27 protein-coding genes are annotated in these 24,851 nt (G+C 50.4%); 25 read left to right on the forward strand and 2 right to left on the reverse strand.

The window, feature by feature from the left end; all coding sequences use genetic code 11:
- Nucleotides 1-42 precede the first annotated feature (42 nt).
- Nucleotides 43-1,074, forward strand: a complete 1,032-nt coding sequence (hrcA, locus tag ACO0LD_RS10995; protein ID WP_423006612.1) for a heat-inducible transcriptional repressor HrcA — start codon at nucleotides 43-45, stop codon at nucleotides 1,072-1,074.
- Nucleotides 1,075-1,141: 67 nt separating this feature from the next.
- The gene (locus tag ACO0LD_RS11000) at nucleotides 1,142-1,525 is read left to right on the forward strand and encodes a response regulator (RefSeq protein ID WP_423006614.1); all 384 of its coding nucleotides are present in this window, start codon (nucleotides 1,142-1,144) and stop codon (nucleotides 1,523-1,525) included.
- Between the two features lie 66 nt (nucleotides 1,526-1,591).
- Here ACO0LD_RS11000 and fur read toward each other — a convergent pair whose 3' ends face one another.
- Nucleotides 1,592-2,020: a ferric iron uptake transcriptional regulator gene (gene fur, locus ACO0LD_RS11005; RefSeq protein ID WP_423006616.1), complete on the reverse strand. Its 429-nt coding sequence runs from the start codon at nucleotides 2,018-2,020 to the stop codon at nucleotides 1,592-1,594.
- 75 nt (nucleotides 2,021-2,095) lie between these two features.
- On the opposite strand from fur, the gene ACO0LD_RS11010 reads away from it, so the two are divergent.
- From ACO0LD_RS11010 to ACO0LD_RS11085, 16 genes are all read left to right on the forward strand, one after another.
- Nucleotides 2,096-2,662 carry an outer membrane protein assembly factor BamE gene (locus ACO0LD_RS11010; RefSeq protein WP_423006618.1) on the forward strand — a complete coding sequence of 189 codons (567 nt, stop codon included), beginning with the start codon at nucleotides 2,096-2,098 and terminating at the stop codon, nucleotides 2,660-2,662.
- A 37-nt stretch (nucleotides 2,663-2,699) separates the two neighbouring features.
- Entirely contained in the window at nucleotides 2,700-3,506 is an 807-nt protein-coding gene (gene dapB / locus ACO0LD_RS11015; protein ID WP_423006620.1) for a 4-hydroxy-tetrahydrodipicolinate reductase, read from the forward strand.
- 168 nt (nucleotides 3,507-3,674) lie between these two features.
- A complete protein-coding gene (locus ACO0LD_RS11020; RefSeq protein ID WP_423006622.1) occupies nucleotides 3,675-4,331 on the forward strand; it encodes a MotA/TolQ/ExbB proton channel family protein in 657 nt (218 codons plus the stop codon).
- 13 nt (nucleotides 4,332-4,344) lie between these two features.
- The gene (locus tag ACO0LD_RS11025; protein WP_423006624.1) at nucleotides 4,345-4,788 is read left to right on the forward strand and encodes an ExbD/TolR family protein; all 444 of its coding nucleotides are present in this window, start codon (nucleotides 4,345-4,347) and stop codon (nucleotides 4,786-4,788) included.
- A 173-nt stretch (nucleotides 4,789-4,961) separates the two neighbouring features.
- Nucleotides 4,962-7,676, forward strand: coding sequence for a leucine--tRNA ligase (gene leuS / locus ACO0LD_RS11030; protein WP_423006626.1), 2,715 nt, complete (start codon nucleotides 4,962-4,964; stop codon nucleotides 7,674-7,676).
- Nucleotides 7,677-7,737: 61 nt separating this feature from the next.
- The gene (lptE, locus tag ACO0LD_RS11035; RefSeq protein ID WP_423006628.1) at nucleotides 7,738-8,247 is read left to right on the forward strand and encodes an LPS assembly lipoprotein LptE; all 510 of its coding nucleotides are present in this window, start codon (nucleotides 7,738-7,740) and stop codon (nucleotides 8,245-8,247) included.
- Between the two features lies 1 nt (nucleotide 8,248).
- Nucleotides 8,249-9,268 carry a DNA polymerase III subunit delta gene (holA, locus tag ACO0LD_RS11040; protein WP_423006630.1) on the forward strand — a complete coding sequence of 340 codons (1,020 nt, stop codon included), beginning with the start codon at nucleotides 8,249-8,251 and terminating at the stop codon, nucleotides 9,266-9,268.
- 116 nt (nucleotides 9,269-9,384) lie between these two features.
- On the forward strand, nucleotides 9,385-10,650 hold the full coding sequence (locus ACO0LD_RS11045) for a glutamate-5-semialdehyde dehydrogenase (RefSeq protein ID WP_423006632.1): 1,266 nt from the start codon (nucleotides 9,385-9,387) through the stop codon (nucleotides 10,648-10,650).
- A gap of 41 nt (nucleotides 10,651-10,691) precedes the next feature.
- Nucleotides 10,692-11,114: a CopD family protein gene (locus ACO0LD_RS11050; RefSeq protein ID WP_423006634.1), complete on the forward strand. Its 423-nt coding sequence runs from the start codon at nucleotides 10,692-10,694 to the stop codon at nucleotides 11,112-11,114.
- A 106-nt stretch (nucleotides 11,115-11,220) separates the two neighbouring features.
- The gene (locus ACO0LD_RS11055; protein WP_423006636.1) at nucleotides 11,221-12,435 is read left to right on the forward strand and encodes a THUMP domain-containing class I SAM-dependent RNA methyltransferase; all 1,215 of its coding nucleotides are present in this window, start codon (nucleotides 11,221-11,223) and stop codon (nucleotides 12,433-12,435) included.
- A gap of 113 nt (nucleotides 12,436-12,548) precedes the next feature.
- Nucleotides 12,549-14,030: an NAD-dependent succinate-semialdehyde dehydrogenase gene (locus ACO0LD_RS11060; RefSeq protein WP_423006638.1), complete on the forward strand. Its 1,482-nt coding sequence runs from the start codon at nucleotides 12,549-12,551 to the stop codon at nucleotides 14,028-14,030.
- A gap of 109 nt (nucleotides 14,031-14,139) precedes the next feature.
- Nucleotides 14,140-15,375: a multidrug effflux MFS transporter gene (locus tag ACO0LD_RS11065; protein ID WP_423006640.1), complete on the forward strand. Its 1,236-nt coding sequence runs from the start codon at nucleotides 14,140-14,142 to the stop codon at nucleotides 15,373-15,375.
- Nucleotides 15,376-15,767: 392 nt separating this feature from the next.
- Entirely contained in the window at nucleotides 15,768-16,844 is a 1,077-nt protein-coding gene (locus ACO0LD_RS11070) for a porin (RefSeq protein WP_423006642.1), read from the forward strand.
- A gap of 220 nt (nucleotides 16,845-17,064) precedes the next feature.
- Nucleotides 17,065-17,526 (forward strand): hypothetical protein, encoded by a 462-nt coding sequence (locus ACO0LD_RS11075; RefSeq protein WP_423006644.1) that lies wholly within the window; start codon nucleotides 17,065-17,067, stop codon nucleotides 17,524-17,526.
- Nucleotides 17,527-17,557: 31 nt separating this feature from the next.
- A complete protein-coding gene (locus ACO0LD_RS11080; protein WP_423006646.1) occupies nucleotides 17,558-18,523 on the forward strand; it encodes a homoserine kinase in 966 nt (321 codons plus the stop codon).
- Nucleotides 18,520-19,302: a BPSS1780 family membrane protein gene (locus tag ACO0LD_RS11085; RefSeq protein WP_423006648.1), complete on the forward strand. Its 783-nt coding sequence runs from the start codon at nucleotides 18,520-18,522 to the stop codon at nucleotides 19,300-19,302. Before ACO0LD_RS11080 ends, ACO0LD_RS11085 begins: the two co-directional genes overlap by 4 nt.
- Here the strand turns inward: ACO0LD_RS11085 and ACO0LD_RS11090 are convergent.
- Nucleotides 19,287-19,742: an OsmC family protein gene (locus ACO0LD_RS11090; RefSeq protein ID WP_423006650.1), complete on the reverse strand. Its 456-nt coding sequence runs from the start codon at nucleotides 19,740-19,742 to the stop codon at nucleotides 19,287-19,289. The genes ACO0LD_RS11085 and ACO0LD_RS11090 overlap by 16 nt on opposite strands.
- A gap of 439 nt (nucleotides 19,743-20,181) precedes the next feature.
- Here ACO0LD_RS11090 and rplM point away from each other — a divergent pair, with 439 nt between their 5' ends.
- The 7 genes from rplM to ACO0LD_RS11125 all read left to right on the forward strand — a co-directional run bounded on the left by rplM (nucleotide 20,182) and on the right by ACO0LD_RS11125 (nucleotide 24,516).
- Nucleotides 20,182-20,610 carry a 50S ribosomal protein L13 gene (rplM, locus tag ACO0LD_RS11095; RefSeq protein WP_110255178.1) on the forward strand — a complete coding sequence of 143 codons (429 nt, stop codon included), beginning with the start codon at nucleotides 20,182-20,184 and terminating at the stop codon, nucleotides 20,608-20,610.
- Nucleotides 20,611-20,619: 9 nt separating this feature from the next.
- Nucleotides 20,620-21,012 carry a 30S ribosomal protein S9 gene (gene rpsI, locus ACO0LD_RS11100; RefSeq protein WP_110255177.1) on the forward strand — a complete coding sequence of 131 codons (393 nt, stop codon included), beginning with the start codon at nucleotides 20,620-20,622 and terminating at the stop codon, nucleotides 21,010-21,012.
- Between the two features lie 159 nt (nucleotides 21,013-21,171).
- On the forward strand, nucleotides 21,172-22,209 hold the full coding sequence (argC, locus tag ACO0LD_RS11105; protein WP_423006652.1) for an N-acetyl-gamma-glutamyl-phosphate reductase: 1,038 nt from the start codon (nucleotides 21,172-21,174) through the stop codon (nucleotides 22,207-22,209).
- A gap of 10 nt (nucleotides 22,210-22,219) precedes the next feature.
- Entirely contained in the window at nucleotides 22,220-22,945 is a 726-nt protein-coding gene (locus ACO0LD_RS11110) for a DUF6776 family protein (protein ID WP_423006654.1), read from the forward strand.
- A gap of 112 nt (nucleotides 22,946-23,057) precedes the next feature.
- Nucleotides 23,058-23,447, forward strand: coding sequence for a bactofilin family protein (locus tag ACO0LD_RS11115; protein WP_423006656.1), 390 nt, complete (start codon nucleotides 23,058-23,060; stop codon nucleotides 23,445-23,447).
- A gap of 48 nt (nucleotides 23,448-23,495) precedes the next feature.
- Complete coding sequence (gene erpA, locus ACO0LD_RS11120; RefSeq protein ID WP_110255173.1) at nucleotides 23,496-23,846, forward strand: iron-sulfur cluster insertion protein ErpA; 351 nt, start codon at nucleotides 23,496-23,498, stop codon at nucleotides 23,844-23,846.
- A 181-nt stretch (nucleotides 23,847-24,027) separates the two neighbouring features.
- Entirely contained in the window at nucleotides 24,028-24,516 is a 489-nt protein-coding gene (locus ACO0LD_RS11125) for an ankyrin repeat domain-containing protein (RefSeq protein WP_423006658.1), read from the forward strand.
- Nucleotides 24,517-24,851 lie beyond the last annotated feature (335 nt).

Below are 24,851 nucleotides of genomic sequence, written 5' to 3' on the forward strand. Positions count from 1 at the left end.
TTTTCTATGTTCATGTCAGTCATGAACGCATAAAATGAAACCATGCAACTAGATATCCGCGCACAAACTTTATTAAAAGCCCTGGTCGAGCGTTATATCGCTGACGGCCAGCCTGTGGGTTCCCGCGCCTTGTCAAAAATATCGGGTCTGGAATTATCCCCGGCGACGATACGCAATGTCATGGCCGACCTTGAAGAAATGGGCTTTGTAGCCAGCCCGCATACTTCTGCGGGCCGCATCCCCACGCCCAGGGGCTATCGCGTTTTCGTCGATACCTTGCTTACTGTGCAAGACGTGAATGGCGCAGGCATGGACTCGCGCCTGCAGTCGAGCCTGCAATCGAATATGAATGCGCAGCCGCCGCAAAAACTGATTGCGAATGCGGCGCAAATTTTATCTTCCTTGACCCAATTTGCCGGTGTCGTCGTGACGCCGCGCACCGAGTCGATTTTCCAGCAGGTAGAATTTTTACGCCTGTCAGAAAAGCGTATTTTACTGGTGGTCGTTACCCCAGCAGGTGAAGTCCATAACCGCTTGTTGTTGACAGATGTTGATTACACACCTACCCAACTGGTGCAGGCCGCTAATTATTTGAACCAGAACTTTGGTGGCCTGAGCTTTACCGATGCTCGTACCCGCATCAATAGCGAATTGCGACAATTGCAAAATGACATGACCAGGCTCATGCAGGCGGCGGTAGAGGCGGGCAGCAATGCCATGGATGAAGATAATGACGAGGTCGTTATCTCCGGTGAGCGTAATTTGCTGAATGTGCAGGATTTGTCTTCAAATATGAGTTCTTTGCGCAAGCTGTTTGATATGTTTGAGCAAAAAAACAGCCTCATGCAGTTGCTGGATGTATCCAGCAAGGCAACCGGCGTGCAGATTTTCATAGGCGGTGAATCACAACTGGTGCCCATGGAAGAAATGAGTATCGTCACTGCGCCTTACGAGGTAAACGGTAAGATAGTGGGTACCCTGGGTGTCATAGGACCAACCCGCATGGCGTATGAAAGAGTCATCCCTATCGTGGATATCACTTCGAAATTATTATCGAATGCATTAAGCCAATAAGACAGGATGTCAACACACTCTGGCTAGCAAAGCAGTTTATTAAACATTCACGCGAATACAATTTGCCATGGACAAGAGAAACGCGAAGATTTTACTAATTGATGACAATGATGTAACCCGCGAAGTACTCAGAGTCATATTACGCAGCGAGGGATATAACGTCGTTGGCGAGGCAACTGATGGCGGTACTGGCCTGGAAATGGCAGTGAAGCTCAGACCTGACCTGATCTTGCTCGATATCGTGATGCCTAAAATCAGCGGCACTGAAATTCTACCGCGTATCAGAGAGCTGCTGCCAGATGCACGGGTACTCATGGTCACAGCCAATAAAGATCAGGACACCATTAATGAGGTAGTCAAAACTGGCATACATGGCTATATCCTCAAGCCATTTAATGCCCAAAAGATCATAGGCACCGTGGAAGCTGTTGTTACCAAGATCAATAAGTGAACTTGGCTGCGCACGAGACGTGTAGGCCTCGATGCGCTTGAAAAACTAAAATTGAGACGCAGGCACCTAAGCCTTATGCTCGCAATTTGGCTTGGTGCAATTGCCATAAATCGCCAACGCATGCTCAGCAATCTTGAAACCACGTTCCAGAGCGATAGTTTGCTGGCGTTGTTCAATCTCTTCATCAAAAAACTCTTCCACCCGACCACAATCCAGACAAACCAGATGGTCATGGTGTGAACCCTCGTTCAATTCAAAAATGGCTTTGCCAGTCTCAAAATGATTGCGGTTTAACAGGCCAGCCTGTTCAAATTGGGTCAGGACACGGTACACAGTTGCCAGACCGACATCCATATTTTCATTCAGCAGGATCTTATACACATCTTCTGCTGTCAGATGACGAACCCGGCTGTTTTGGAAGATTTCCAGGATTTTCAGACGGGGCAGAGTGGCTTTCAGACCGCTGGCCTTGAGGTTGGGGGTGCTGTTTGTCATGTTTTCGATCAAAAAATTGCTATCTGCTTTATGATATCGGGTTTTAGGGCTTGTTGCTCAATTAAGAGGTTATCTATGCAACTGTTGTTTTCAGAATTAACGCGGAAGAAGATCAGCCGTGTAGCGGGTCTGGTAGTGCTGGCTTCTTTGACAGCATGCTCATCGCCTATTCCCCTGCTGTCCTCGGCTGACAAGACTTCAGTATATGCAACATCGGGCACGCCTAGCGATACAAATGGCGCTCAAGTGGTAGAGCCTACTGGTTTTGGCAAAGTATTGGCCTTTTTCTCACCTTATCGCGTTTCCATACAGCAAGGTAACTTCGTTTCCCAGGAAATGGTGGCGCAATTAAAAGAAGGCATGACGCGTGAACAAGTGCGTTTTCTGCTGGGTACGGCTTTGCTGACCGATATGTTTCATGAAGACCGCTGGGATTATCCTTTCCGCCTGATCAAGCCAAATGGCGAGCGTATTACCAGCCGCGTCTCGGTGTACTTCAAGGATGGCACGGTAGCAAAGTTTGAAGGCGGTAACTTGCCGACAGAAAAAGAATACCTGGCACGCATCACAGAATCTGCACTGGGCCTGAATCGCGTGCAATCGGTAGTGGAAACCGATGCTCCGAAGAAAAAAGAGAAATAAGTCTTAAGAGAAATAAATCTAAAGAAAATCAAATTTAATGACTGCACTGAAAATTGCCGTGGCCGGGGCTTCTGGCCGTATGGGAAAAATGCTGGTCGAAGCGATCAGCAATGCCGATGATATGGTCCTGGTTGGCGCTTTGGATGTGCCAGCTTCACCAGCTTTGGGCACGGATGCAGCAGCCGGTCTGGGTAAGCCATGCGGCATCAGCATTACTGCCGATCTGGCGGCTGGCCTGGCGAATGCCGATTATCTTATTGACTTCACCCGTCCCGAAGGTACGCTCAAGCATCTTGAATATTGCGCTGCGCATGGCATCAAGCTGATTATTGGCACCACAGGCTTTGATGAGGCTGGCAAGGCAGCGATTGCCGCTGCCGCAGAGAAAACCGCCATCATGTTCGCTCCAAATATGAGCGTGGGTGTGAATGTCACCATGAAGTTGCTGGAAATGGCAGCCAAGAGCTTTGCCGAGGGCTATGACATCGAGATCGTCGAAGCCCATCATCGCTTCAAGGTCGACGCCCCTTCAGGCACCGCCCTGAAAATGGGTGAAGTCATTGCCGATGCACTGGGCCGTGACCTCAATGAAGTAGGTGTATTCGCCCGCGAAGGCGTGACTGGTGAACGCGATCCATCTTCCATCGGTTTTGCCACGATCCGCGGTGGTGACATTGTTGGTGATCATACGGTCTTGTTTGCCGGCATAGGCGAGCGTGTGGAAATCAGCCACAAGTCTTCCAGCCGTGTGACTTATGCCCACGGCAGCCTGCGTGCTGCACGTTTCTTGCAAGGCAAGTCTACAGGCTTGTATGATATGTATGATGTACTGGGTTTGCGGTAGTGGGACTTACGCAAAACCGCCCCAGCTGCGTTGCAGCTCCTAGCCGTACTAAAGTACTGTCTTCGTCGCTGCGCCTTGCTGGGACAATTTTGCGTAAGTCCTATTTGGTTTTCGTTAATAACACAACATTTGCCTGATATTTAAATAAGTGAAATAAGCGGCACACGCATGAATTCTGCAATCGCACATTACTGGGAACAGGCCGATGCCCTGGGTCATCTGGTCGGCTGGCTATTATTGCTGATGTCTGTGCTAAGTTGGACACTGATCTTGATGAAGGGCTGGAGTTTCTGGCGTATCCGTAAGGCAGCGCCAGCTTTGCGCGCATTCTGGCGTGCTCCCAGCCTGGCGGATGCCTTGTCATCTCTGCGTCAGACTGATCAGTCCAAGGTATTCATCACTCTGGCAGACGCAGCACATGCAGCTGGCGATACTGCACAACGCAGCGCCACCTTGTCTGCCAATGCCGGGCTCAGCGAAATCCTGACTCGTAGCTTGCGTCAGGAACTGCAAGGCTTGACGGTCAGGCTGGAAACCGGCTTGAGCTTTCTGGCATCAGTCGGCGCCACCGCACCTTTTGTTGGTTTGCTGGGAACAGTCTGGGGCATCTACCGTGCCTTGACGGCGATCTCCTCCAATGGCGTGGTGCAAATCGACCAACTGGCAGGGCCGGTAGGTGAAGCCCTGATCATGACGGCTCTGGGTTTGCTGGTGGCGATACCTGCCGTGCTAGCGTATAACGCCTTTAACCGCGTCAATCGCATTACCCTGGCAGAGCTTGATGGCTTTGCTTTTGACCTGCATGCTCATATGAGCAAGGCTTGATACTTTTCCAGCGATGACATTCGGTCAATTCCATACGCCGCGCGAATCTTCATCCCGCCCTTTGACTTCTATGGCGGACATCAATGTCACGCCCATGGTCGACGTGATGCTGGTCTTGCTGGTCATCTTTATCATTGCAGCCCCATTCATGACACATGCAGTCAAGCTGGATTTGCCGCAGGCGCAATCAGCACCGGTGCCAGAGCAGGCAGATGCCGTGCGTATTTCCTTTGATGCCGATGGCATCCTGTATTGGGACAAGCAAGTTCTGGCCATGGCTGATCTGGATTCCAGGCTGGCGCTGCTGGCAAAAAAGAACAAGCAGACAGAATTGCAATTGCGCGCAGATAAATCTACCCGTTATGAAATTATTGCCCAGGTCATGGCAGCTGCCCAGGCGCAAGGTTTGGCGAGGATTTCGTTCGTGACAGACAGCAAGCAAGCCAAAAAGCCTTAAAAAGGCATCAGGCTACCCCGCAGGTAATTCAAACTTCGCCAGCGGGATAGGCGGCCAGTTCACTATAAAGTCGCCCTGACAGCCTTTGTCCATAAGGCTTTCCTCAATAATGTGCCTGAACCAGTTATAATCAAAGGTTCTGAGTCATTTCCGCATCTACTTCTGCTTACGCCATGCAAGAAAAATACACGCCCTCTGACGTCGAACAATCGGCGCAAACCCATTGGAAAAAGATCGATGCCTATACGGCAATAGAAAACAATCCACGTTTTCCTAAAGGCAAGTATTACGCTTGCTCCATGCTTCCTTACCCTTCCGGCAAGCTGCACATGGGCCACGTGCGCAATTACACGATCAACGACATGCTGGCACGCCAGCTGCGCATGAAGGGCTATAACGTCCTCATGCCCATGGGCTGGGATGCATTTGGCCTGCCAGCAGAAAATGCGGCAATAGCCTACAAAAAATCCCCTGCAGAATGGACTTACGCCAACATCGAAGACATGAAGTCGCAAATGCAACCTTTAGGTTTGGCATTTGACTGGACGCGTGAAGTCGCTACCTGCGACCCTGATTACTACCGCTGGAACCAGTGGCTGTTCCTGAAGATGCTGGAAAAAGGCGTCGCCTACAAAAAAACCCAGGTCGTCAACTGGGATCCTGTCGATCAAACCGTGCTGGCAAATGAGCAGGTGATCGATGGCCGCGGCTGGCGCTCTGGTGCCCTGGTCGAAAAACGCGAAATCCCTGGCTATTACTTTGGCATCACCCAATACGCAGACGAACTGCTGAACAGCATCGACAATCTCGATGGCTGGCCTGAGCAAGTGCGCACCATGCAACGCAACTGGATAGGCAAAAGCGAAGGCGTGCGCTTTGCTTTCCCGCACGAGATCAAGGATGACAGCGGCGCGCTGATACAAGACGGCAAGATGTATGTGTTTACTACCCGTCCTGACACCATCATGGGCGTGACTTTCTGCGCAGTGGCGGCAGAACACCCTATTGCCACGCTGGCAGCAAAGAACAATGCCGCACTGGCAGCCTTTATCGAAGTCTGTAAAGCCGGTGGTACCACAGAAGCCGAAATGGCGACCAAGGAAAAAGAGGGCATGCCTACCGGCTTGTTCGTTACCCATCCTCTGACTGGCGAACAGGTCGAAGTCTGGGTTGGTAACTATGTCCTGATGACCTATGGCGATGGCGCCGTCATGGGCGTGCCTGCGCATGACGAACGCGATTTCGAATTTGCCAATAAATTTGGAATCAGCATCAAACAGGTTGTTAAGGCAGGTGCTTTCCTTGAGTTTGAAGAGAAATTAAGCGACGAATCTCGCTGGATTGGCAATGATGCAGGTCGAGCTCAAGTTCAGGAGGCATTTGAAGGACTGAGATTCAATCCCCAAAAATGGGATGCTTGGTACGGCGAGAAAAATGGCCTCACTATCAACTCAGGTAAATATGATGGTCTGAGCTTTAAAGCAACAGTTGATGCAGTGGCTGGTGATCTGGTCGCCAAAGGCCTGGGCGAAAAGAAAACTACCTGGCGTTTGCGTGACTGGGGTATTTCACGTCAACGTTACTGGGGTACACCTATCCCCATCATCCACTGCGACAGTTGTGGTGACGTGCCTGTGCCGTATGAAGATTTGCCGGTGGTCTTGCCTACCGACTGCATCCCTGACGGTTCTGGCAATCCATTGAAACACCGTGAAGATTTCCTGAATGTGCCTTGCCCTAAATGCGGCAGCCCGGCACATCGTGAAACCGACACGATGGATACCTTCGTTGATTCCAGCTGGTATTTCATGCGTTATACCTGCCCTGATGCAAGCACCATGGTTGATGGCCGTAATGATTACTGGATGGCGATGGACCAGTACATCGGTGGTGTCGAACATGCAGTTCTGCATTTGCTGTATGCACGTTTCTGGACCAAGGCCATGCGCGACCTGGGCCTGGTCAATATCGACGAGCCTTTCAAGAACCTGTTCACCCAGGGCATGCTGCTCAACGAGTCTTATTATCGTGAAGATGCTACTGGCAAGAAAATCTGGTTCTACCCGAATGAAATCGAAGTCCAGCATGATGACAAAGGGCGTCCAGTTTCTGCGTCACTGAAAAGCGATGGACAGCCTGTGCAAATGGGTGGCATCGAAAAGATGTCCAAGTCCAAGAACAATGTGGTTGAACCCAAAGACATTATCGAACAGTTCGGTGCTGATACGGCACGCCTGTTCACCATGTTTGCCGGTCCTCCCGATCAAAGCGCGGCATGGAGTAATAGCGGTGTAGAAGGTGCATCACGTTACTTGCGTCGCCTGTGGGCTTCTGCATTGAAACTGTCTGGCACGATTGCTTCTGGTACTGCTGTGCCTGCGGCGTATGCCAATGATGTCAAGGCGCTGCGCCGTGAAGTGCATCTGACGTTGAAGCAGATTGATGCCGATTACGATAGACTGCAATACAACACCGTTGTCTCTGGTGCCATGAAGTTGCTCAATACCATAGAGTCCTTCAAGTCAGAAGCCGAAGGCAGCGCCGCAGCCTTGCGCGAAGCCTTCAGCATTTTGCTGCGTGGTCTGTATCCAGTGTGCCCGCACATCACTCACGTCTTGTGGCAGGAGCTGGGTCTGGCGACAGAACTCGGTGAAATCATTGATGCACCTTGGCCGCTGGTGGATGAAGCTGCCTTGGTGCAGGATGAAATCGAGCTCATGGTGCAAGTCAATGGCAAACTGCGCGGCAGCATCAAGGTCGCCAAGGATGCAGACAAGGCGACGATAGAAGCGACGGCCCTCGCCAATGAAAGCGTACAGAAGTTCATGGAAGGCGCAGCCAAGAAAATTATTATCGTGCCTGGCAAACTGGTGAATATAGTTGCCTAAGGTGTGGCAAAAACCTGAGTTTGAACAATAGTCTGACAAAGTAAGTAATAAAGGAAACCGCATGCAAGCAAAGTATTTAAAGCGTCTGCAATGGCTGGCTGCCATCATGGCCGTGATGTTGTTGTCCGCTTGTGGTTTTGCCCTGCGTGGCCCGGTTGCTTTGCCATTCAAGAGCATCTATATCGGCATGCCTGAAAGTTCGGCCCTGGGTGGCGAATTGCGCCGCCATATCCGCGCCAACGGCCAGACGCAAGTCATGTCTGAAGCCAAGGATGCCCAGGTCATACTGGAAGTGCTCAGCGAAACCAGGGACAAGCAAATCCTGTCCCTGAACAGCCAGGGCCGTGTGCGTGAATACAATCTGATTTATAACTTCCGCTTCCGTGTCCGCAATAACGTGGGCAAGGAATATCTGGAACCGGTAGACCTGCAATTGAAGCGCAATATTACCTTTAATGAATCGCAAGTGCTGGCGAAAGAAGCGGAAGAAGTCTTGTTGTACCGAGATATGCAAAGTGACCTGGTGCAGCAAATCATGCGCAGGCTGGCTGTTGTAAAGATGGACGACTGATATGCAACTACGCTTCGATGCCCTTGATGGCCATCTGGCGAAAACACTGGCGCCACTGTATGTGATCACCAGTGATGAGCATTTGCTGGCGCTGGAAGCGGCAGACAAGATACGCCGCACGGCCAAGGCGCAGGGTTTTTACGAGCGCGAGATACTGACTGTGGAACGCAGTTTCAAATGGGGTGCCTTGCTGGCCGCGAATCAGTCGCAATCCCTTTTTGGTGATAAAAAACTCATCGACTTGCGCATTCCTACCGGCAAGCCCGGCAAGGACGGTGGCCAGGCCCTGCAGGATTATGTGACGAATTTGTCACCCGATAACCTGACCCTGATCACCTTGCCCAAGCTGGACTGGGCCACGCAAAAAGCCGCCTGGGTAGGCAGCTTGCAGCAAGCAGCGGTATATATCGATATCCCGCTGGTAGAGCGCAATCAACTGCCTGGCTGGATCAGCTTGCGCCTGTCTTTGCAACAACAAAGCGCAGACCGGCAAAGTCTGGATTTCATTGCCGACAGGGTAGAGGGCAATCTGCTGGCAGCCCATCAGGAAATCCAGAAGCTGGCTTTGCTGCATCCACCCGGCAAACTGAGTTTTGAACAAATCCATGATGCCGTGCTCAATGTGGCGCGCTATGATGTCTTCAAGCTCAATGAAGCCATGCTGGCCGGTGATGTCGCAAGACTGGTACGCATGTTGAATGGTTTGAAAGGTGAGGGCGAAGCACTGCCACTGGTCTTGTGGGCAATGGCAGAAGAGATACGCACCTTGCTGAAACTGAAGTCTGGCATGGCACAGGGCAGACCCTTGTCGGCCTTGCTGAAAGAATACCGCATCTGGGGTCCGCGAGAAAAACTCATGGACCCCGCCTTGCGCCGCGTCAGCCTGGCAAATTTGCGGGCCGCGCTGCAAGAGGCATCGCAAGTCGACAAGATGGTAAAAGGTTTACGAGCGAAGGCATTTGCAGGAGACCCCTGGGATGCCTTGTTGCAATTAGGTTTGAGAGTGGCAAAAGCGGCTTAATCGCCATTGTGCCAGCACCTGATTGAGCGGTTTATCAAGCCGGAAATTGAATTCCCTCGCCACCTTGCTGGTGGCTGATCAACGAATATGAGGACGAGTGTCCTCTGAATGACGATATGGATATCAAGCACTACATGAATGACCTCGGCATCCGTGCCCGCGCAGCATCGCGCGCCATGGCCAAAGCCGACACCGCCGCCAAGAACAAGGCATTGTCCCTGATCGCTGTCGCCATCAGGCGTGAAGCTGCTGCCCTGCGTGCCGCCAATGAGCTTGACCTGGCCGCAGCAAAAGCAGCAGGCATGGAAGCCGCCATGCTCGACAGGCTGACACTGTCCGACAAGGCGATTGCCACCATGGCCGAAGGCCTGGAGCAGATCGTCAGTCTGGCTGACCCCATTGGTGAAATCTCGAACATGAAATATCGCCCCACCGGCATACAGGTAGGGCAAATGCGGGTGCCGCTGGGCGTCATCGGCATCATTTATGAAGCACGCCCGAATGTGACTGCGGACGCGGCTGGCCTGTGTATCAAGAGCGGCAACGCCACCATCTTGCGTGGCGGCTCTGAAGCCATCCATTGCAACCAGGCTCTGGCAAAACTGGTCAAGGAAGGCCTGGCCGGTGCCGGTTTGCCTGCCGACGCCGTACAGATCGTTGAGACTACCGACCGCGCTGCTGTCGGTGAACTGATCACCATGCCGCAATATGTCGATGTCATCGTTCCGCGTGGTGGCAAGGGCCTGATTGCGCGTTTGATGCAAGAGGCCACTGTGCCCATGATCAAGCATCTGGATGGTATCTGCCATGTATATATCGATGACAAGGCTGACCTGAAAAAAGCGGTGGATGTGGCTTTCAATGCCAAGTGCCATCGCTATGGCACCTGCAACACCATGGAAACCTTGCTGGTCGCGCAAGGCATTGCGCCCCAGGTCTTGCCAGAGCTGGCTGAGTTGTATGCAGGCAAACAGGTTGAATTGCGTTGCGATGATGCCGCCGCTGCGATACTGGCAGGCTACCCGCATCTGGCTAAAGCGACAGAAGAAGACTGGAGTACTGAATATCTTGCCCCTATCCTGGCCATCAAACTAGTGGCTGACATGGATGAGGCCATCACGCACATCAATGATTATTCATCCAAACACACAGAATCCATCATCACTGAAGACTATAGCCGCGCCCTGCGTTTCTTGCGCGAAGTGGATTCTGCCTCGGTGATAGTGAATGCTTCCACCCGTTTTGCTGATGGTTTTGAATATGGCCTGGGTGCAGAGATAGGTATCTCGAATGACAAGCTGCATGCACGTGGCCCGGTAGGTCTGGAAGGGCTGACTTCGATGAAGTATGTTGTCTTTGGTCACGGCGAAGTACGTCAATAATAAAGTTAAAAATACATAGTGCAGATTAAAGAAAGTACATCATGCTTTGGGTAAAAGCGTTTCACATTCTGTTCGTCACGTCCTGGTTCGCTGGCCTGTTTTATATGCCCCGAATCCTGGTCAACCTGGCGATGGAAAATCACCCGCCGACAACGGAGCGCCTGTTGCTGATGGCGCGCAAGCTATACCGTTTCATGACGATATTGGCAGTGCTTGCCTTGATCTTCGGCCTGTGGCTGTGGCAAGGCTATGGCATAGGCAAGGGGCCGGGTAATGGCTGGTTGCACGCCAAGCTGACTTTGGTGATCGTGCTGATAGGCTATCACCATGCCTGCGGCAGCTTGCTGAAGAAGTTTGAGAAGGGTGTTAACAAGCGCAGCCATGTCTGGTTTCGCTGGTTTAATGAAGTGCCGGTAATTTTGTTGCTGGCGATATTGATTTTGGTAGTCGTCAAACCTTTCTAGGTTTGACGAGGTTTCAAAATACGCTTGACCTTGAGTGCAGAACTCCAGGCCAGCAATTGGCGGTGAATATTCACCATTGTTTTTTTAACGGATAAAGGGTACTCCTATGACGCGTTATTCTTATTTTTGCCCATGCCCGCGTGGCCTGGAAATAGCCCTGGCTGAAGAGCTCGGTGAAATTGCAGCCATGGATAAAACCATGACTGTACATAATCAGGTGCCGGGCGGCGTGCATTGCTCAGGCAGTCTGCATGATGGCTGGCGTATCAACCTGCATTCACGCATTGCATCGCGTGTGTTGATGCGCATGGCGCATTCTGGCTATACCAATGAAAATGATATTTACGACCTGGTGCTGGATCAGCCCTGGGAAGACTGGTTTGGCTATCACCACACCATCCGTGTCGATGTGACGGCAGTAAAATCACCCTTGAAGAGCCTGGATTTTGCCACACTCAAAATCAAGGATGCGATCTGCGACCGTTTCCGCGACCAGTTCACCCAGCGCCCATCGGTCAATACCAAGAACCCTGATATGCGCATCGTCGGCTTTATGGATGCACGCAATTTCACGGTGTATCTGGATATTTCTGGCGAGCCTTTGTTCAAGCGCGGCTGGCGTATGGAAACTGGTGATGCACCCTTGCGTGAAAACCTGGCCGCAGGTTTGTTGCGCACTGCTGGCTGGAAACCTGGCACACCCTTGTTTGACCCCATGTGTGGCTCTGGCACTATCCTCATTGAAGCTGCACAAATCCTGGCAGGCATACCACCTGGCCTGAAACGCGATTTTGCGTTCGAGAAAATGCATCAGTTCGATGCTGACGCCTGGGCCCAGATCAAGGCCAGCGCCAAGCCTCATCCTCTGCCTGCTGAGCCGACGATTTTCGGTAGCGATATTTCTGGCGACATGATCGTCATGACGCGCAATAACCTGAACAAGGCTGGCATACGTTTTGACGTGCCACTGAAGCAGATAGAAGCGCAGGAAATCAAGGCACCAACGACAGAGCCAGGCATCTTGCTGACCAACCCCCCTTACGGTGAACGTATCGGTGTGCGTGGTGACAGCACGATGGAAGATGATGATATGGCCAAGGATTTCTTCAGCGCTTTCAGTACCACGCTCAAGCAGCGTTTTGCTGGCTGGAGCGTGTTCCTGTTCACCGCTGATCTGGGTTTGCCCAAGATGTTGCGTTTGAAAGAGTCGCGCAAGACTCCATTCTTCAATGGTGCACTGGAATGCCGCTTGTTCCGCTTCGACATGGTGGCAGGCTTTAACCGCAGAGAAGAAGCCAAACCCAAAGATATTGCTGAATAATTTTCATGCTGTTGCTATAAGCCATTGCAAAACGGCCAGGTCCCAGCAGACCTGGCCGTTTTGCTTTAGGCTTGCAGGTATTCCTGTCGTTTGCAAAAAGTGGAGAAACTCTGATGTCACAAGAAGCAATAGCAAAGCAATTGAATTTGAAAGACCCGTCCTTATTACGCAACCAGGCCTATATCAATGGTGAGTGGGTCACAGGCACGGCCAGTTTTGAAGTGAATAATCCTTCCACGCTGGCAATACTGGGCACCGTCCCCAACCTGGACTCCAGTTATACCGAAGTCGCCATCAAGGCCGCGCAAGTTGCTTTCCCGCTCTGGGCTGCAAAAACCGGCAAAGAGCGTGCGACGCTCATGCGCAAATGGTTTGACCTCATGATAGAAAATGCCGACGACCTGGCCGCCATCATGACGGCAGAGCAGGGCAAGCCACTGGCTGAGGCCAAGGGGGAAGTCATCTACGGTGCCAGCTTCATAGAATGGTTTGCCGAAGAATCCAAGCGCGTATCTGGCGATGTCATGGCATCGACCTGGAGCGACAAGCGCATGGTGGTCTTGAAGCAGCCTATCGGTGTCTGCGCCTCAATCACGCCATGGAATTTTCCTATCGCCATGATCACGCGCAAAGTGGCGCCTGCGGTAGCCGCTGGTTGCTCCATCGTCATCAAGCCTGCCGAGCAAACGCCTCTGTCTGCATTGGCCATGGCAGAGTTGGCACATCGTGCAGGGATACCTCCAGGCATCATCAATATCATCACCGCTGACTCGGAGCAGTCCATCGCTGTTGGCAAGGTCTTGTGCGATAGCCCTGTGGTCAGGCATTTGTCCTTCACTGGTTCTACCCCGGTAGGCCGCATCCTGATGCGCCAATCTGCCCAGACGGTAAAAAAGCTGGCGCTGGAACTGGGCGGCCATGCTCCCTTTATCGTGTTTGAGGATGCCGACCTGGATGCCGCGGTGGAAGGCGCGTTGCAATCGAAATTCCGCAATTCTGGCCAGACCTGTGTTTGCACCAACCGCTTTTATGCGCATGAATCGATTTACGATGCCTTCGTCGAAAAACTTTCAGCCGGGGCTAAAAAGATCAAGGTGGGCGATGGCTTTGGTGCTGGTATCAACCAGGGGCCAATGATCGATGCACAAGCGGTAGCCAAGGTAGAAGAACATGTGGCCGATGCCTTGAAACAAGGTGCAAGCTTGCAGGCTGGTGGCAAATTGCTGGAAGCGGGTAAACTTTTTTATGAACCAACCGTGCTGTCTAATGTCACATCCGGCATGTTGATCATGAATGAAGAGACTTTTGGCCCGGTGGCCGCAGTCGTCAAGTTCAAGACCGAAGAAGAAGCCATTGCCGCAGCGAACAACACTGACTTTGGCCTGGCATCCTACTTTTATTCACGCGACATAGGCCGTGTCTGGCGGGTTGCTGAAAAACTTGAATACGGCATGGTAGGTATCAACACCGGCCTGATCTCAAATGAAGTAGCACCTTTCGGCGGCGTCAAACAATCCGGCCTGGGGCGTGAAGGCTCCAAATATGGCATGGATGAATATCTGGAAATGAAGTACCTTTGTATGGGTGGCATCTGAATTTCAATGTGAACTTCAGCCTGGTATTGGCTGCAGTTTCTTAGCCCCCAATTTGTAGTTCCATGCCTGATAGCTGCCCTGGCTATCGGGCGCAACACTGAATTTGCCCATGTCCTCTACAACCAAGATCAGCAATGCTGGCCTGGCGACCTTACTGGCTGCCCTGGCCATGCTTGGTCCGTTCTCGATTGATACTTATCTTCCTGCTTTCCCCAATATCCAGGCCACCCTGCATGCGAGTGCGCTGGAAGTGCAGCAGACCCTGACGGCCTATATGTTGTCCTTTGCCGTCATGACTTTATGGCACGGCGCTTTGTCAGATGCGTTTGGGCGTCGCAATGTGATCCTGGTGGCACTGGCAGTTTTTGCTGTTGCCAGCTTTGGTTGCGCCTCTGTGCACAGTATTCATTACCTGTGGGGCTTCCGCATCCTGCAAGGTGTATCTGCCGGTGCTGGCATGGTGGTGGGGCGTGCCATCATACGTGACCTGTATGCAGGTGCCCCGGCTGAGCGCCTGCTGTCGCTGGTGACCATGATTTTCTCTATCGCGCCTGCCATTGCCCCTATCCTGGGTGGCTGGGTAGTCAGTTTCCTGAGCTGGCGGGCGATTTTCCTGCTGCTGTTTGGCTATACCGTGGCCTTGTGGTGGGCCAGCTACAAGTATTTGCCAGAATCTTTGCCCATGGATAAGCGCCAGCCCTTCAGTGCAGAATTTCTGTGGACCAGTTATAAAAAAGTATTCAAATCCCCTTTATTCCATTTGAAGGCAGGCACCATCGCCTTTAATTTTGCCGGACTTTTTCTTTATGTTTCAGCTGCTCCGGCTTTTATTACCCAGCATTTGCATCTGGGGCCAGATCAGTTTGGCTGGCAATTCGTGCCCTCGGTAGGTGGCATTTTTTTTGGCGCGCTGGCAGCCAATCGCCTCGCTGGCAAAATGACGGTATGGAAACAGGTCAGCATAGGTTTTTGCTTCCTGATCGGGGCGTCCCTGTTCAATGTGATCTTCCATTATTTTTCTCCACCCATTCTATTGTGGTCGGTAACGCCGCTGTTTTTTTATACCTTTGGCATGTCGCTGGTAGCACCAGGGGCGACCTTGCTGGTACTGGATTTGTTTCCTAATATAAGAGGCATTGTTGCTTCATGCCAGTCGGCGACGGTGACACTGCTGGGGGCAGTTATTGCCGGTATTGTTGCGCCTGCCCTTGATCATTCTGTTCTGACTTTAGCGCTTGGGCAGTTTGCCTGCGCGGCCATAGGTGCAGTCATGTGGTACACCGGACGTGCCTACTGGCGCGCCATGACTGCGCAAAAGCAGAACGCCTGGGAGACCATAGAATAGGGGTTTTTACGGATTATAAAATGTTTCAATTACTGTAATATATAAATAAATTTCAAGTCAGTTACTTGAAATGCTTGTTACTGGCCTTATATAATTGGTGCTTTGCAGCAATGATGCAAAATCATGCGTGGCAGCAGGTTTCCTTGATTTTGTGTACTATTCGTTCCGCATATGCAAATAAGATTTCTATCGTGTTCTTTTTAACTGAACTTTATTAAAGTGTAGCTTTCTAAACACGTTGAATTCATCAAGTTGTCACTTTTCACAGGTATCGTGCCGCTTGTCATTGGATCTCTTACCGATTCAAGGCTGTAAAACACCTGTAATTCTGTTTTTACCGTGCTTGATGTAAAATTGGTAAAAACTTAACATTCATTTTTGGATACTAGATAATGAAAAAATCATTCCTCGCACTCGCTCTGATGAGTGCTTTCTCCGGTGCAGCGTTTGCTCAATCTTCCGTTGTTGTTTACGGTATCGTTGACGCTGGCTTCCAAAGTCTGGACAACGGCACAGTTGCTGGCCGTTTCAATAAACTGCAGAGTGGTCAGGAAAACGGTTCCCGCGTAGGCTTCAAAGGTACTGAAGACCTCGGTGGTGGCTTGAAAGCCAACTTCGTTCTGGAAATGGGTCTGAACGTTGATGACGGTAGCTCTGCTCAAGGCCGTACATTTGGTCGTCGTTCTACAGTTGGCCTGTCTGGCGATTTCGGTACAGTAGATCTGGGCCGTGACAAGACTCCAACTTTCAAATTCTTCGACAACTTTGATCCGTTTGCATCTGGCTACATCAACAGCGGCAATGGTCTGTCCAATCTGTACTTCATCGGCGGTACAGCAACTGTTGCTGGCGCTAACGCCAACTCCGGTGGCCGTGCAAGCAATGCAGTTTACTACTACACACCAGCTAACCTGGGTGGTTTCTCTGCAGTTGGTCAATATGGCTTCGGCGAAGCCGCTGGCGACAACTCTGCTGGCCGTACCCTGGGTCTGAACCTGCGTTACGCAGCAAATGGTCTGGACGTTGGTTATTCTTTCGTCAAAGACAATGGTCAAGCTCTGGTTGGTGGTCCAATCAATGCACGTAAAGGTAACACTCTGGCCGCTTCCTACGACTTCGGCGTAGCGAAACCAGTCTTTATCTATCAAAAAGTGAGCGATGATGCTGCTTTGGCTGTTGATCAAAAGATCTTCACTCTGGGCGTAACAGTTCCGTTTGATCCAAGCAACAAAATCCTGGCTACTTTCACCAAGATCAAAGACTCTACTCTGGTTGCAGCTAACTCCGCTGCTACAGTTGGCGACGCTAAGCAATTCGCAATCGGTTATCAGTACGCATTCTCCAAGCGTACTGACCTGTATGCTGCTTTCGCAAGCACAACACAAGACGCAAATTCCCAAAAAGTGGGCGCAGCAGTTAAAGGCGCTGACGTAAAAGAATTGACAGTCGGTGTACGTCACCAGTTCTAAATTGGTTTTGATCAGGCGGGCTCAGGTCCACTTGATCTGAATACGAAAGAGGCGCTATCTTCAAGATAGCGCCTCTTTTATTTTAGACTTCACAGTCGTTGTAATTGTGAATGCAGGTGATCGCTGACAGTGCCTTTGCACCCGGTCTGACCGGATATTCCTGTCAGACCGGGCGGGGTTTGTTACAATGACTGAATATATATCGTTTCCGGGCTTCAACATGAAAATCACAAACAAATCTGCATTGGTGCTGATGTCGTTTTTGTTGGCATTCACGGCTGCTCCATCAGCTTCTGCACAAGCAGCTTCTGCACAGGCGCCATCCAAGGCTGATGTGCCACCTCCACCAAGACTGGAAAAACTGGAAGAGCTTCCTGATCCCAAGGGCGTATCAGTGAGCAAGCCAGAACCTAAAACCAAAGTGACCGAAAAGCGCGTTATTGGCGGCAAGGGAACCGAAGTACAAGTGAAGTCTGGTAAAAGCAATTACACGGTCAAAACCGATACCGACGTAGGTAATGCACCTAAAGGTACGGTACAGGGCGACGCCAATCGTGCGGCCCAATGGACCATACTCGAATTCGGTGGCAAGAAAGAAGTTAAAGAGGGTAATCCTCCTGATGTGCTGGCACCTGCGCCAGCAAAATCAGCCGCCTCCGCCAGTGCTGCAGTATCGAAGTAAGCATTCACTTAGTTCCTCATTTTTAATTGACATGGCAGTTTTTACACCGGTAAGTCTGGAAGACCTTGGCCCCTGGATGCAGCAATTCCCGCTGGGTAAGGCTTTAAGCATCAAAGGTATTGCTTCAGGCATAGAAAATAGTAATTTTTTTATCAATACTGAAGCAGGCGAATTCGTATTGACAATATTTGAAAATCTGAGCTTTGAGCAACTGCCGTTCTACCTGAAGCTCATGCGTCACCTGGCTGATCATGGCGTATTGGTGCCTGCACCTATCGCTAACGATCAAGGTGAGTTAGTGGTCGCTCTGCATGGCAAGCCTGCTGCGATTGTCAGCAAACTTGAAGGCAGCTCACAAATGGATCCGCAGGCCGTGCACTGTGCTGAGGTAGGTGCCATGCTGGCACGCATGCATGTGGCAGGCAAAGATTTCAGCATACAGCAACCCAATCTGCGTTCACTTGACTGGTGGCATGAAACCACGCCCAAAGTATTGCCATTCTTATCAGATGAATTGCAGCACTTGTTACGGGCAGAGGTGCATTTCCAGGATGCTTTCGACAGCACACCAATTTACCGTGCCTTGCCACGTGGACCTGTTCATGCCGACCTGTTCCGCAATAATGTCATGTTTGATGGTGAACGCCTGACCGGTTTCTTTGATTTTTACTTCGCTGGTTGCGATAGCTGGATTTTTGATGTGGCCGTAACGGTCAATGACTGGTGTATTGATGTCACCACTGGCGTGCTGGATGAAGAACGTGTGCTGGCCTTGCTGAACGCCTACCATGCCGTGCGCCCTTTTACCCAGGAAGAGGGCATTGCCTGGCAACCGATGTTGCGCGCAGCAGCCCTGCGTTTCTGGCTTTCGCGCCTGTATGATTTTTATCAGCCCAGGGATGCAGAAATGCTGACCCCACATGACCCTACCCATTTTGAGCGTATCTTGCGCCTGCGGGAATCTGGTAGTGTACCGGCATTGCCTGTCAATAAATGAAAACAGTAGACGCAAGGTCTGGCTGGACTTGGGTGACCCGGGGCTTTGTGCTATTTCGTCAACGACCCGCAGAGTTGATCAGCTTGTTTTTCTTATGGATGATGCTGACTCAATTGCTGAAGTTCATTCCTTTTGCTGGGCAATTCCTCAGTTTACTTCTGTTCCCTGTGTTTTCAGTTGGGCTCATACAAGCCTGCCTGCAAGTTGAAAATGAACAGAGAATAACTCACAGCTTACTTTTTATTGGTTTTAAATCTCAGAATAGGATCGCTTTGCTGGGATCGGGTGCCTGCCGTATATTGGCCGTATTTATTACAAGTTTGCTTACTGATGTGCTAGCTGACGGAGATATTGCGGCCTTTGTAAAAATTGTCCAAACTGCTACAGGACCTATGGATGCGAATGAGCTGCAACAAGCCTTTCCTTTCAAGGGAATCTTGCTTTCTATCCTGATCTATCTTCCATTTGCAATGGCATTTTGGTATAGCGTCCCATTGATTGTATGGCAACGAATGTCGCTGATGAAATCCATGTTCTATAGTTTTTTTGCCATACTGCATTCTTGGAAAGCATTCATTGTTTATGTTCTTGGCCTGTATGGCGTGATGATATTAGTCAGCCCGTTCGCACTCATTTTTGCTGGATTAGACATTTATGTTGCGGCACTCATGCTTGCAGCATTGTCATTTCTTATTTTTGTTATAGCTTATTGCTCTTCTTATCCGACTTACACAGATATTTTTGGTAAGCCGGACGAAGAAAATCAGCCCGCGGCCTGATGCTCTGAAGGCAGATCGAGGTCTTCAATAATCTCAAAGCTATGCGTCATCACAGCTGTTTTTTCCAGCATGATGGAAGCCGAGCAGTATTTTTCATGTGACAGCTTGATGGCACGCTCGACCAGGTTAGGTTTCAACTGACGGCCACGCACGACGAAGTGGAAATTGATCTTTGTGAATACCTTGGGCTCAGTATCTGCACGTTCCGCCGTCAATTTGACGTCACAGCCACGGATGTCCTGTTTGCCCTTGCGCAAAATCAGCACCACATCATAAGCCGAACATCCACCGGTACCCAGCAACACCATCTCCATGGGGCGTGGTGCCAGGTTGCGGCCACCACCATCGGGTGCGCCATCCATTAATACAGCATGACCGGAACCGGTTTCTGCCAGAAAAGACATGCCGGACGAACCTGTCCAGCGTACTGTTGCTTCCATTCTTTACTCCCCAATGAATTAGAAAATACGGTCTTCAGATTGTAGCCTATTGCTCAAAATCGTGAACTTTTGCGAAAAAAACTGTGAATTACCTTGCACTGCACAATTTCTTATCCTATTATTGACTCATCGGTTAGTTAATAGCAAGTCTGTCAACTAACCCTGCAATTGTCTCCTCCACCTACTCCTTTGGTGGATTCAACCCGAAGCCAGTCTTCGGGTTTTTTTTTGCCTTATGTCTGCAAAATTTCCACACAGTGCCTGCAAAGCCTGCACAAAAATTAAACAGTTCTTGCACTAAGTCTTTGAAAATACTATAATTTCCGACTCCCTGATCGCCCAAGGGAGAAGTGATAAGGACGAGTCTGCTGAAATTAATGGCAGAACCACCAAAAACACAGAATATTCAGGGCGTTTTTAACTTTTATTAGGATTCAACATGAAAACCTTTTCCGCTAAGGGCCATGAGGTTCAGCGCGACTGGTTCGTGATTGACGCGACAGATAAAGTACTCGGACGTGTTGCCAGCGAAGTGGCACTCCGTTTACGCGGCAAACATAAACCAGAATTTACACCACACGTAGACACAGGCGATTTTATCGTTGTTGTTAACGCAGGCAAACTGCGCGTGACTGGTACTAAAGCTCTGAACAAAACATACTACCGTCACACTGGTTATCCAGGCGGTATCTATGAAACAAATTTCCAGAAAATGCAAGAGCGTTTTCCAGGTCGTGCACTCGAGAAAGCTGTTAAAGGCATGTTGCCTAAAGGCCCACTCGGCTATGCAATGATCAAGAAGCTGAAAGTCTATGCAGATGCAACACATCCGCACGCAGCTCAGCAACCACAAGTACTCGACATCTAAGGATTAGCCATGATCGGTAATTACAACTACGGAACTGGCCGTCGCAAGAGCGCAGTTGCTCGCGTATTCCTGAAATCCGGCAGCGGCAAGATCGTTGTCAACGGCAAACCAGCAAACGAGTATTTTTCTCGTGAAACTGGCCTGATGGTCATCCGTCAACCTCTGGAACTGACTAATAATCTCGAAACATTCGACATTATGGTTAACGTTCACGGCGGCGGCGAATCCGGCCAATCCGGTGCTGTTCGTCACGGTATCACTCGTGCCCTGATCGACTACGATGCAGCTTTGAAACCTGAATTGTCAAAAGCTGGCTTCGTTACTCGTGATGCTCGCGAAGTTGAACGTAAAAAAGTTGGTCTGCGCAAAGCACGTCGCGCAAAACAATTCTCCAAGCGTTAATTTTTTATCGCTGGAAGCAATTGCTGCAATTGTTACAAGAGAAAGCCGCCTGCAAGGGCGGCTTTTTTGCTTTGGAGCATGTAACGAGTTTTTTCAGTCGCAACGACACAGACTCTTATGCTGCTAGAATAGCGTCAAAATTTCTTGCAAGGAATGCATATGATCAAAATTGGCATCGTAGGTGGCACTGGATATACCGGGGTAGAATTATTGCGCATATTGGCCACCCATCCTGAAGCGCACATCACGGCAATCACTTCCCGCAAGGAAGATGGTTTGCCGGTTTCTGACATGTATCCTTCCCTGCGTGGCCGCGTCGATATCGCTTTTTCTGCGCCTGACAAAGCCAACCTCAAAGAATGCGACGTCGTCTTCTTTGCCACCCCGCATGGCGTCGCCATGGCACAGGCACCTGAATTGCTGGCCGCTGGCGTCAAGGTCATCGACCTGGCAGCTGACTTCCGCATGAAGAATGTGGCAGAATTTGAAAAATGGTATGCCATCCCGCACACTTGTACCGACGTACTGGAAGAAGCCGTGTATGGCTTGCCAGAGCTGAACCGTGCAGCCATCAAGACCGCCAGAGTGGTTGGCAACCCAGGTTGCTATCCAACCACCATGCAACTGGGTTTTGCACCGCTGCTGAAGGCTGGCATCATTGATGCAGGCAATCTGATCGCTGACTGCAAATCCGGTGTCTCCGGTGCAGGCCGCAAGGCTGAACTGGGCCTCTTGTTCTCTGAGACCAGTGACAGCTTCAAAGCCTATGGCGTATCCGGCCACAGGCATACTCCTGAGACGGTAGAGCAATTGCAGCGCATCAGCAAAGACCAGATTGGCCTGCTGTTCACGCCGCACCTGGTACCGATGATACGTGGCATGCATTCCACCCTGTATGCGCGCCTGAATACAGAAATCAGCAACGAAGATCTGCAAGCCCTGTTTGAAAATGCCTACAAGGATGAAGTCTTTGTTGATGTAATGCCATTCGGCTCGCATCCAGAGACACGTTCTACCCGTGCTTCCAACATGTTGCGCCTGGCTTTGCACAGGCCAAACAATGGCAATACCGTCGTCATACTGGTAGTGCAGGACAATCTGGTCAAAGGCGCATCCGGCCAGGCCGTGCAGTGTATGAATCTGATGTTTGGCCTGGAAGAAACTACCGGGCTGATGCACGTACCGGTTATGCCTTAACCGCGCGGTCATGCCAAAGTCACGTCTGACACCGAAGCGCTTCCTGGCGCCAAAAATGACGATTACGCATGAAAAGCCATGGACATTCAAAGTGGCCATGGCTGGCATCGTCATCGGTATTGCCGCTGGTGTTGCCTGGTGGACTTATGATCTGGGCAAGAGCTTTGCTTTTGGTTCCAGGATCAGTGCTGATCAGGTCGAAGAGCTGAAAGAAAAAATCAAGGAATTGACTGCCGAGCGTGACAAGTTATCGCTGGCAGCCAATACCATAGAGAGCACCGTCAACATCGACAAGTCCACTCAAAAGCAGTTGACCGACCAGGTCAAGGCCTTGACGACAGAAAACCTCAAGCTCAAGGATGATCTGGCTTTTTTTGAAAGCCTGACGCCTTCTGCAGTCGGTGCCGAAGGTATATCGCTACAGAATTTCAAGGTGGAAATACTCAGCCCAGGCCAGTTGCGCTATAGGGCGCTGGTCATGCAGGGTGGTAAAAGTGGCCGTGATTTCACCGGGGAAATGCAATTCAGCCTGAACTTGGTACAAGCGGGTAAACCTGCTACGATGCTGTTTCCCGATCCTAAGTCGGGCGATGCAGGGAAGTTAAAATTATCATTCCGGCATTATCAGCGACTGGAAGGTACCATTACCTTGCCAGAAGGAGCTACGGTTAAAGGTGTGCAGGCCAAGGTCTTATCAAATGGCCAGATCCGGGCTCAGCAAATGGTTAATTTATAACGGTCAATCTAAGCGGTCAATTCATAAACCAGGCAAAGAAACGCTGCGCTTGCTAAAATAGCATTTCTGATATGCTGCGGCTTCTGGCTCATTTCCTCATGAAGGAACACCAATGTTTAATCGAAAAACCAAGAACACCATAGACAGCCTGATCGGTGCAACCACCGTCATACAAGGCGATTTGCACTTCAAGGGCGGTTTACGTATCGATGGTCATATACGCGGCAATGTGGTGGCTGACGTGGAAGCATCCTCAATGCTGGTGATCTCTGAACAGGCAAAAATTGATGGCGAAGTCCGCGCCGCTCATATTGTTGTCAATGGCGTCATCAATGGCCCGGTATTTTCGTCAGAATTGCTTGAATTACAGCCAAAAGCACAAATATCTGGTGATGTGCATTACAAAACACTGGAAATGCTGAGCGGTGCCGTGGTCTCTGGCAAGCTAAGTCATGACCAGGGACAAGAACCCGTCTTGAAACTCGCAGCGAACAATGCATAGATTTCTGTGCGGGTCTATAATGATGGTAAATAGTCTGAAGGAGTAATTATGAACGCTGTTGCCGAAATGCCCGCACCCATTGTTTTCACTGAAAGCGCCGCTGCCAAAGTAGCCCAGCTGATTGAAGAAGAGGGTAATCCTGACCTGAAACTGCGCGTCTTTGTACAAGGTGGCGGTTGCTCAGGTTTCCAGTATGGTTTCACATTTGATGAAATCACCAATGAAGATGACACGACCATGACCAAGAATGGCGTCCATTTGCTGATCGATTCCATGAGCTACCAGTATCTTGTTGGCGCAGAAATCGATTACAAGGATGACCTTGAAGGCGCACAGTTCGTCATCAAGAACCCCAATGCAACAACCACTTGCGGTTGCGGGTCTTCATTCTCAGCATAATCCTCGTTGATTTGCCTGAAAAAGGACGCTGCGGCGTCCTTTTGTTTTTTTTGTGCCCGTGTGGAGCTAAAGTTAGAACTAATTGTTACAGTTTATAGAGTCTTGATAAACTGCTTATTAAATGATTTCCTGTAAGATTCCGCCCTCTAAGGTTTTAATCAATTTAGCAAGGCGGTTTGACATGAAAAATAAACTGGCATTGATCCTGGTAGCCATTTCACTCACGATGGCGATGGCCGTACATGCAGGCGAAGGCGAATTGAGCAAATCAGAACGCCGCCAGTACAATGCCATGCTCAAGGCGATTGATGGTAATGACGCCGCTGCAGTAGAAAAGCTCATCAAGGACAAGATCAAGCTGGACTTGCAGGAAGACAGCCGTGCTGCCCCCACCTTCATGACGCAGGCGGCATTGAAGGGTAACAATGACATCATCCTGGCTTTGCTCAAGGCGGGTGCCAGCATAGAATCTACCAATGGCGATGGACATACATCTGTATTTTGTGCCGTGATGTCAGATAAGCTGGAAACAGTCCAGCTTTTGATCAGTAAAAAAGCTGACGTGAATGCCACTGCACCTAATGGTGATACGCCTTTGTCGTGGGCTAAGGGCGTAACCAGGCCGAACAAGAAAATGATAGATGTACTAGTGAGGGCTGGGGCTAAATAATACTTTTGCTTGAACAAGAGTTGGGTAACTCTAAGCCCCTTCCCCTTCAAGGGGAAGGCTGGGATGGGGATGGGGTTCTGTAGTAAATTCATTTGCTGTTAATCGGCTGAAACCCATCCCCACCCTAACCCTCCCCTTGAAAGGGAGGGGATTTATGAGCCATTTTTGTCAAGAAAATTATTCCGGACATTTGCGCAGCTCAGTGGGTATCACGTCTTGCGATGTTGCATAAGCTAGATACCGCAATAGTAATGAAAAGTATTTGCGGCAATTTCTCAGAACAATTCATCACAAGAGCATTAAAGCTGATTACACTCCTTGAATAAACAGGAGCC

The sequence above is a fragment of the Undibacterium sp. Ji83W genome (assembly GCF_049340385.1).
GTDB lineage: Bacteria > Pseudomonadota > Gammaproteobacteria > Burkholderiales > Burkholderiaceae_D > Undibacterium.

Bases quoted from the DNA above. Each gene is read 5' to 3' on its own strand.
- lptE (WP_423006628.1), top strand. From the start codon at position 7,738: ATGCAAGCAAAGTATTTAAAGCGTCTGCAATGGCTGGCTGCCATCATG.
- dapB (WP_423006620.1), top strand. From the start codon at position 2,700: ATGACTGCACTGAAAATTGCCGTGGCCGGGGCTTCTGGCCGTATGGGA.
- ACO0LD_RS11090 (WP_423006650.1), bottom strand. From the start codon at position 19,742: ATGGAAGCAACAGTACGCTGGACAGGTTCGTCCGGCATGTCTTTTCTG.
- erpA (WP_110255173.1), top strand. From the start codon at position 23,496: ATGAACGCTGTTGCCGAAATGCCCGCACCCATTGTTTTCACTGAAAGC.
- leuS (WP_423006626.1), top strand. From the start codon at position 4,962: ATGCAAGAAAAATACACGCCCTCTGACGTCGAACAATCGGCGCAAACC.
- ACO0LD_RS11075 (WP_423006644.1), top strand. From the start codon at position 17,065: ATGAAAATCACAAACAAATCTGCATTGGTGCTGATGTCGTTTTTGTTG.
- ACO0LD_RS11080 (WP_423006646.1), top strand. From the start codon at position 17,558: ATGGCAGTTTTTACACCGGTAAGTCTGGAAGACCTTGGCCCCTGGATG.
- ACO0LD_RS11070 (WP_423006642.1), top strand. From the start codon at position 15,768: ATGAAAAAATCATTCCTCGCACTCGCTCTGATGAGTGCTTTCTCCGGT.
- ACO0LD_RS11110 (WP_423006654.1), top strand. From the start codon at position 22,220: ATGCCAAAGTCACGTCTGACACCGAAGCGCTTCCTGGCGCCAAAAATG.
- holA (WP_423006630.1), top strand. From the start codon at position 8,249: ATGCAACTACGCTTCGATGCCCTTGATGGCCATCTGGCGAAAACACTG.
- ACO0LD_RS11000 (WP_423006614.1), top strand. From the start codon at position 1,142: ATGGACAAGAGAAACGCGAAGATTTTACTAATTGATGACAATGATGTA.
- rpsI (WP_110255177.1), top strand. From the start codon at position 20,620: ATGATCGGTAATTACAACTACGGAACTGGCCGTCGCAAGAGCGCAGTT.
- ACO0LD_RS11085 (WP_423006648.1), top strand. From the start codon at position 18,520: ATGAAAACAGTAGACGCAAGGTCTGGCTGGACTTGGGTGACCCGGGGC.
- ACO0LD_RS11115 (WP_423006656.1), top strand. From the start codon at position 23,058: ATGTTTAATCGAAAAACCAAGAACACCATAGACAGCCTGATCGGTGCA.
- ACO0LD_RS11050 (WP_423006634.1), top strand. From the start codon at position 10,692: ATGCTTTGGGTAAAAGCGTTTCACATTCTGTTCGTCACGTCCTGGTTC.
- hrcA (WP_423006612.1), top strand. From the start codon at position 43: ATGCAACTAGATATCCGCGCACAAACTTTATTAAAAGCCCTGGTCGAG.
- ACO0LD_RS11045 (WP_423006632.1), top strand. From the start codon at position 9,385: ATGGATATCAAGCACTACATGAATGACCTCGGCATCCGTGCCCGCGCA.
- fur (WP_423006616.1), bottom strand. From the start codon at position 2,020: ATGACAAACAGCACCCCCAACCTCAAGGCCAGCGGTCTGAAAGCCACT.
- ACO0LD_RS11010 (WP_423006618.1), top strand. From the start codon at position 2,096: ATGCAACTGTTGTTTTCAGAATTAACGCGGAAGAAGATCAGCCGTGTA.
- ACO0LD_RS11025 (WP_423006624.1), top strand. From the start codon at position 4,345: ATGACATTCGGTCAATTCCATACGCCGCGCGAATCTTCATCCCGCCCT.
- ACO0LD_RS11060 (WP_423006638.1), top strand. From the start codon at position 12,549: ATGTCACAAGAAGCAATAGCAAAGCAATTGAATTTGAAAGACCCGTCC.
- ACO0LD_RS11020 (WP_423006622.1), top strand. From the start codon at position 3,675: ATGAATTCTGCAATCGCACATTACTGGGAACAGGCCGATGCCCTGGGT.
- ACO0LD_RS11055 (WP_423006636.1), top strand. From the start codon at position 11,221: ATGACGCGTTATTCTTATTTTTGCCCATGCCCGCGTGGCCTGGAAATA.
- rplM (WP_110255178.1), top strand. From the start codon at position 20,182: ATGAAAACCTTTTCCGCTAAGGGCCATGAGGTTCAGCGCGACTGGTTC.
- argC (WP_423006652.1), top strand. From the start codon at position 21,172: ATGATCAAAATTGGCATCGTAGGTGGCACTGGATATACCGGGGTAGAA.
- ACO0LD_RS11065 (WP_423006640.1), top strand. From the start codon at position 14,140: ATGTCCTCTACAACCAAGATCAGCAATGCTGGCCTGGCGACCTTACTG.
- ACO0LD_RS11125 (WP_423006658.1), top strand. From the start codon at position 24,028: ATGAAAAATAAACTGGCATTGATCCTGGTAGCCATTTCACTCACGATG.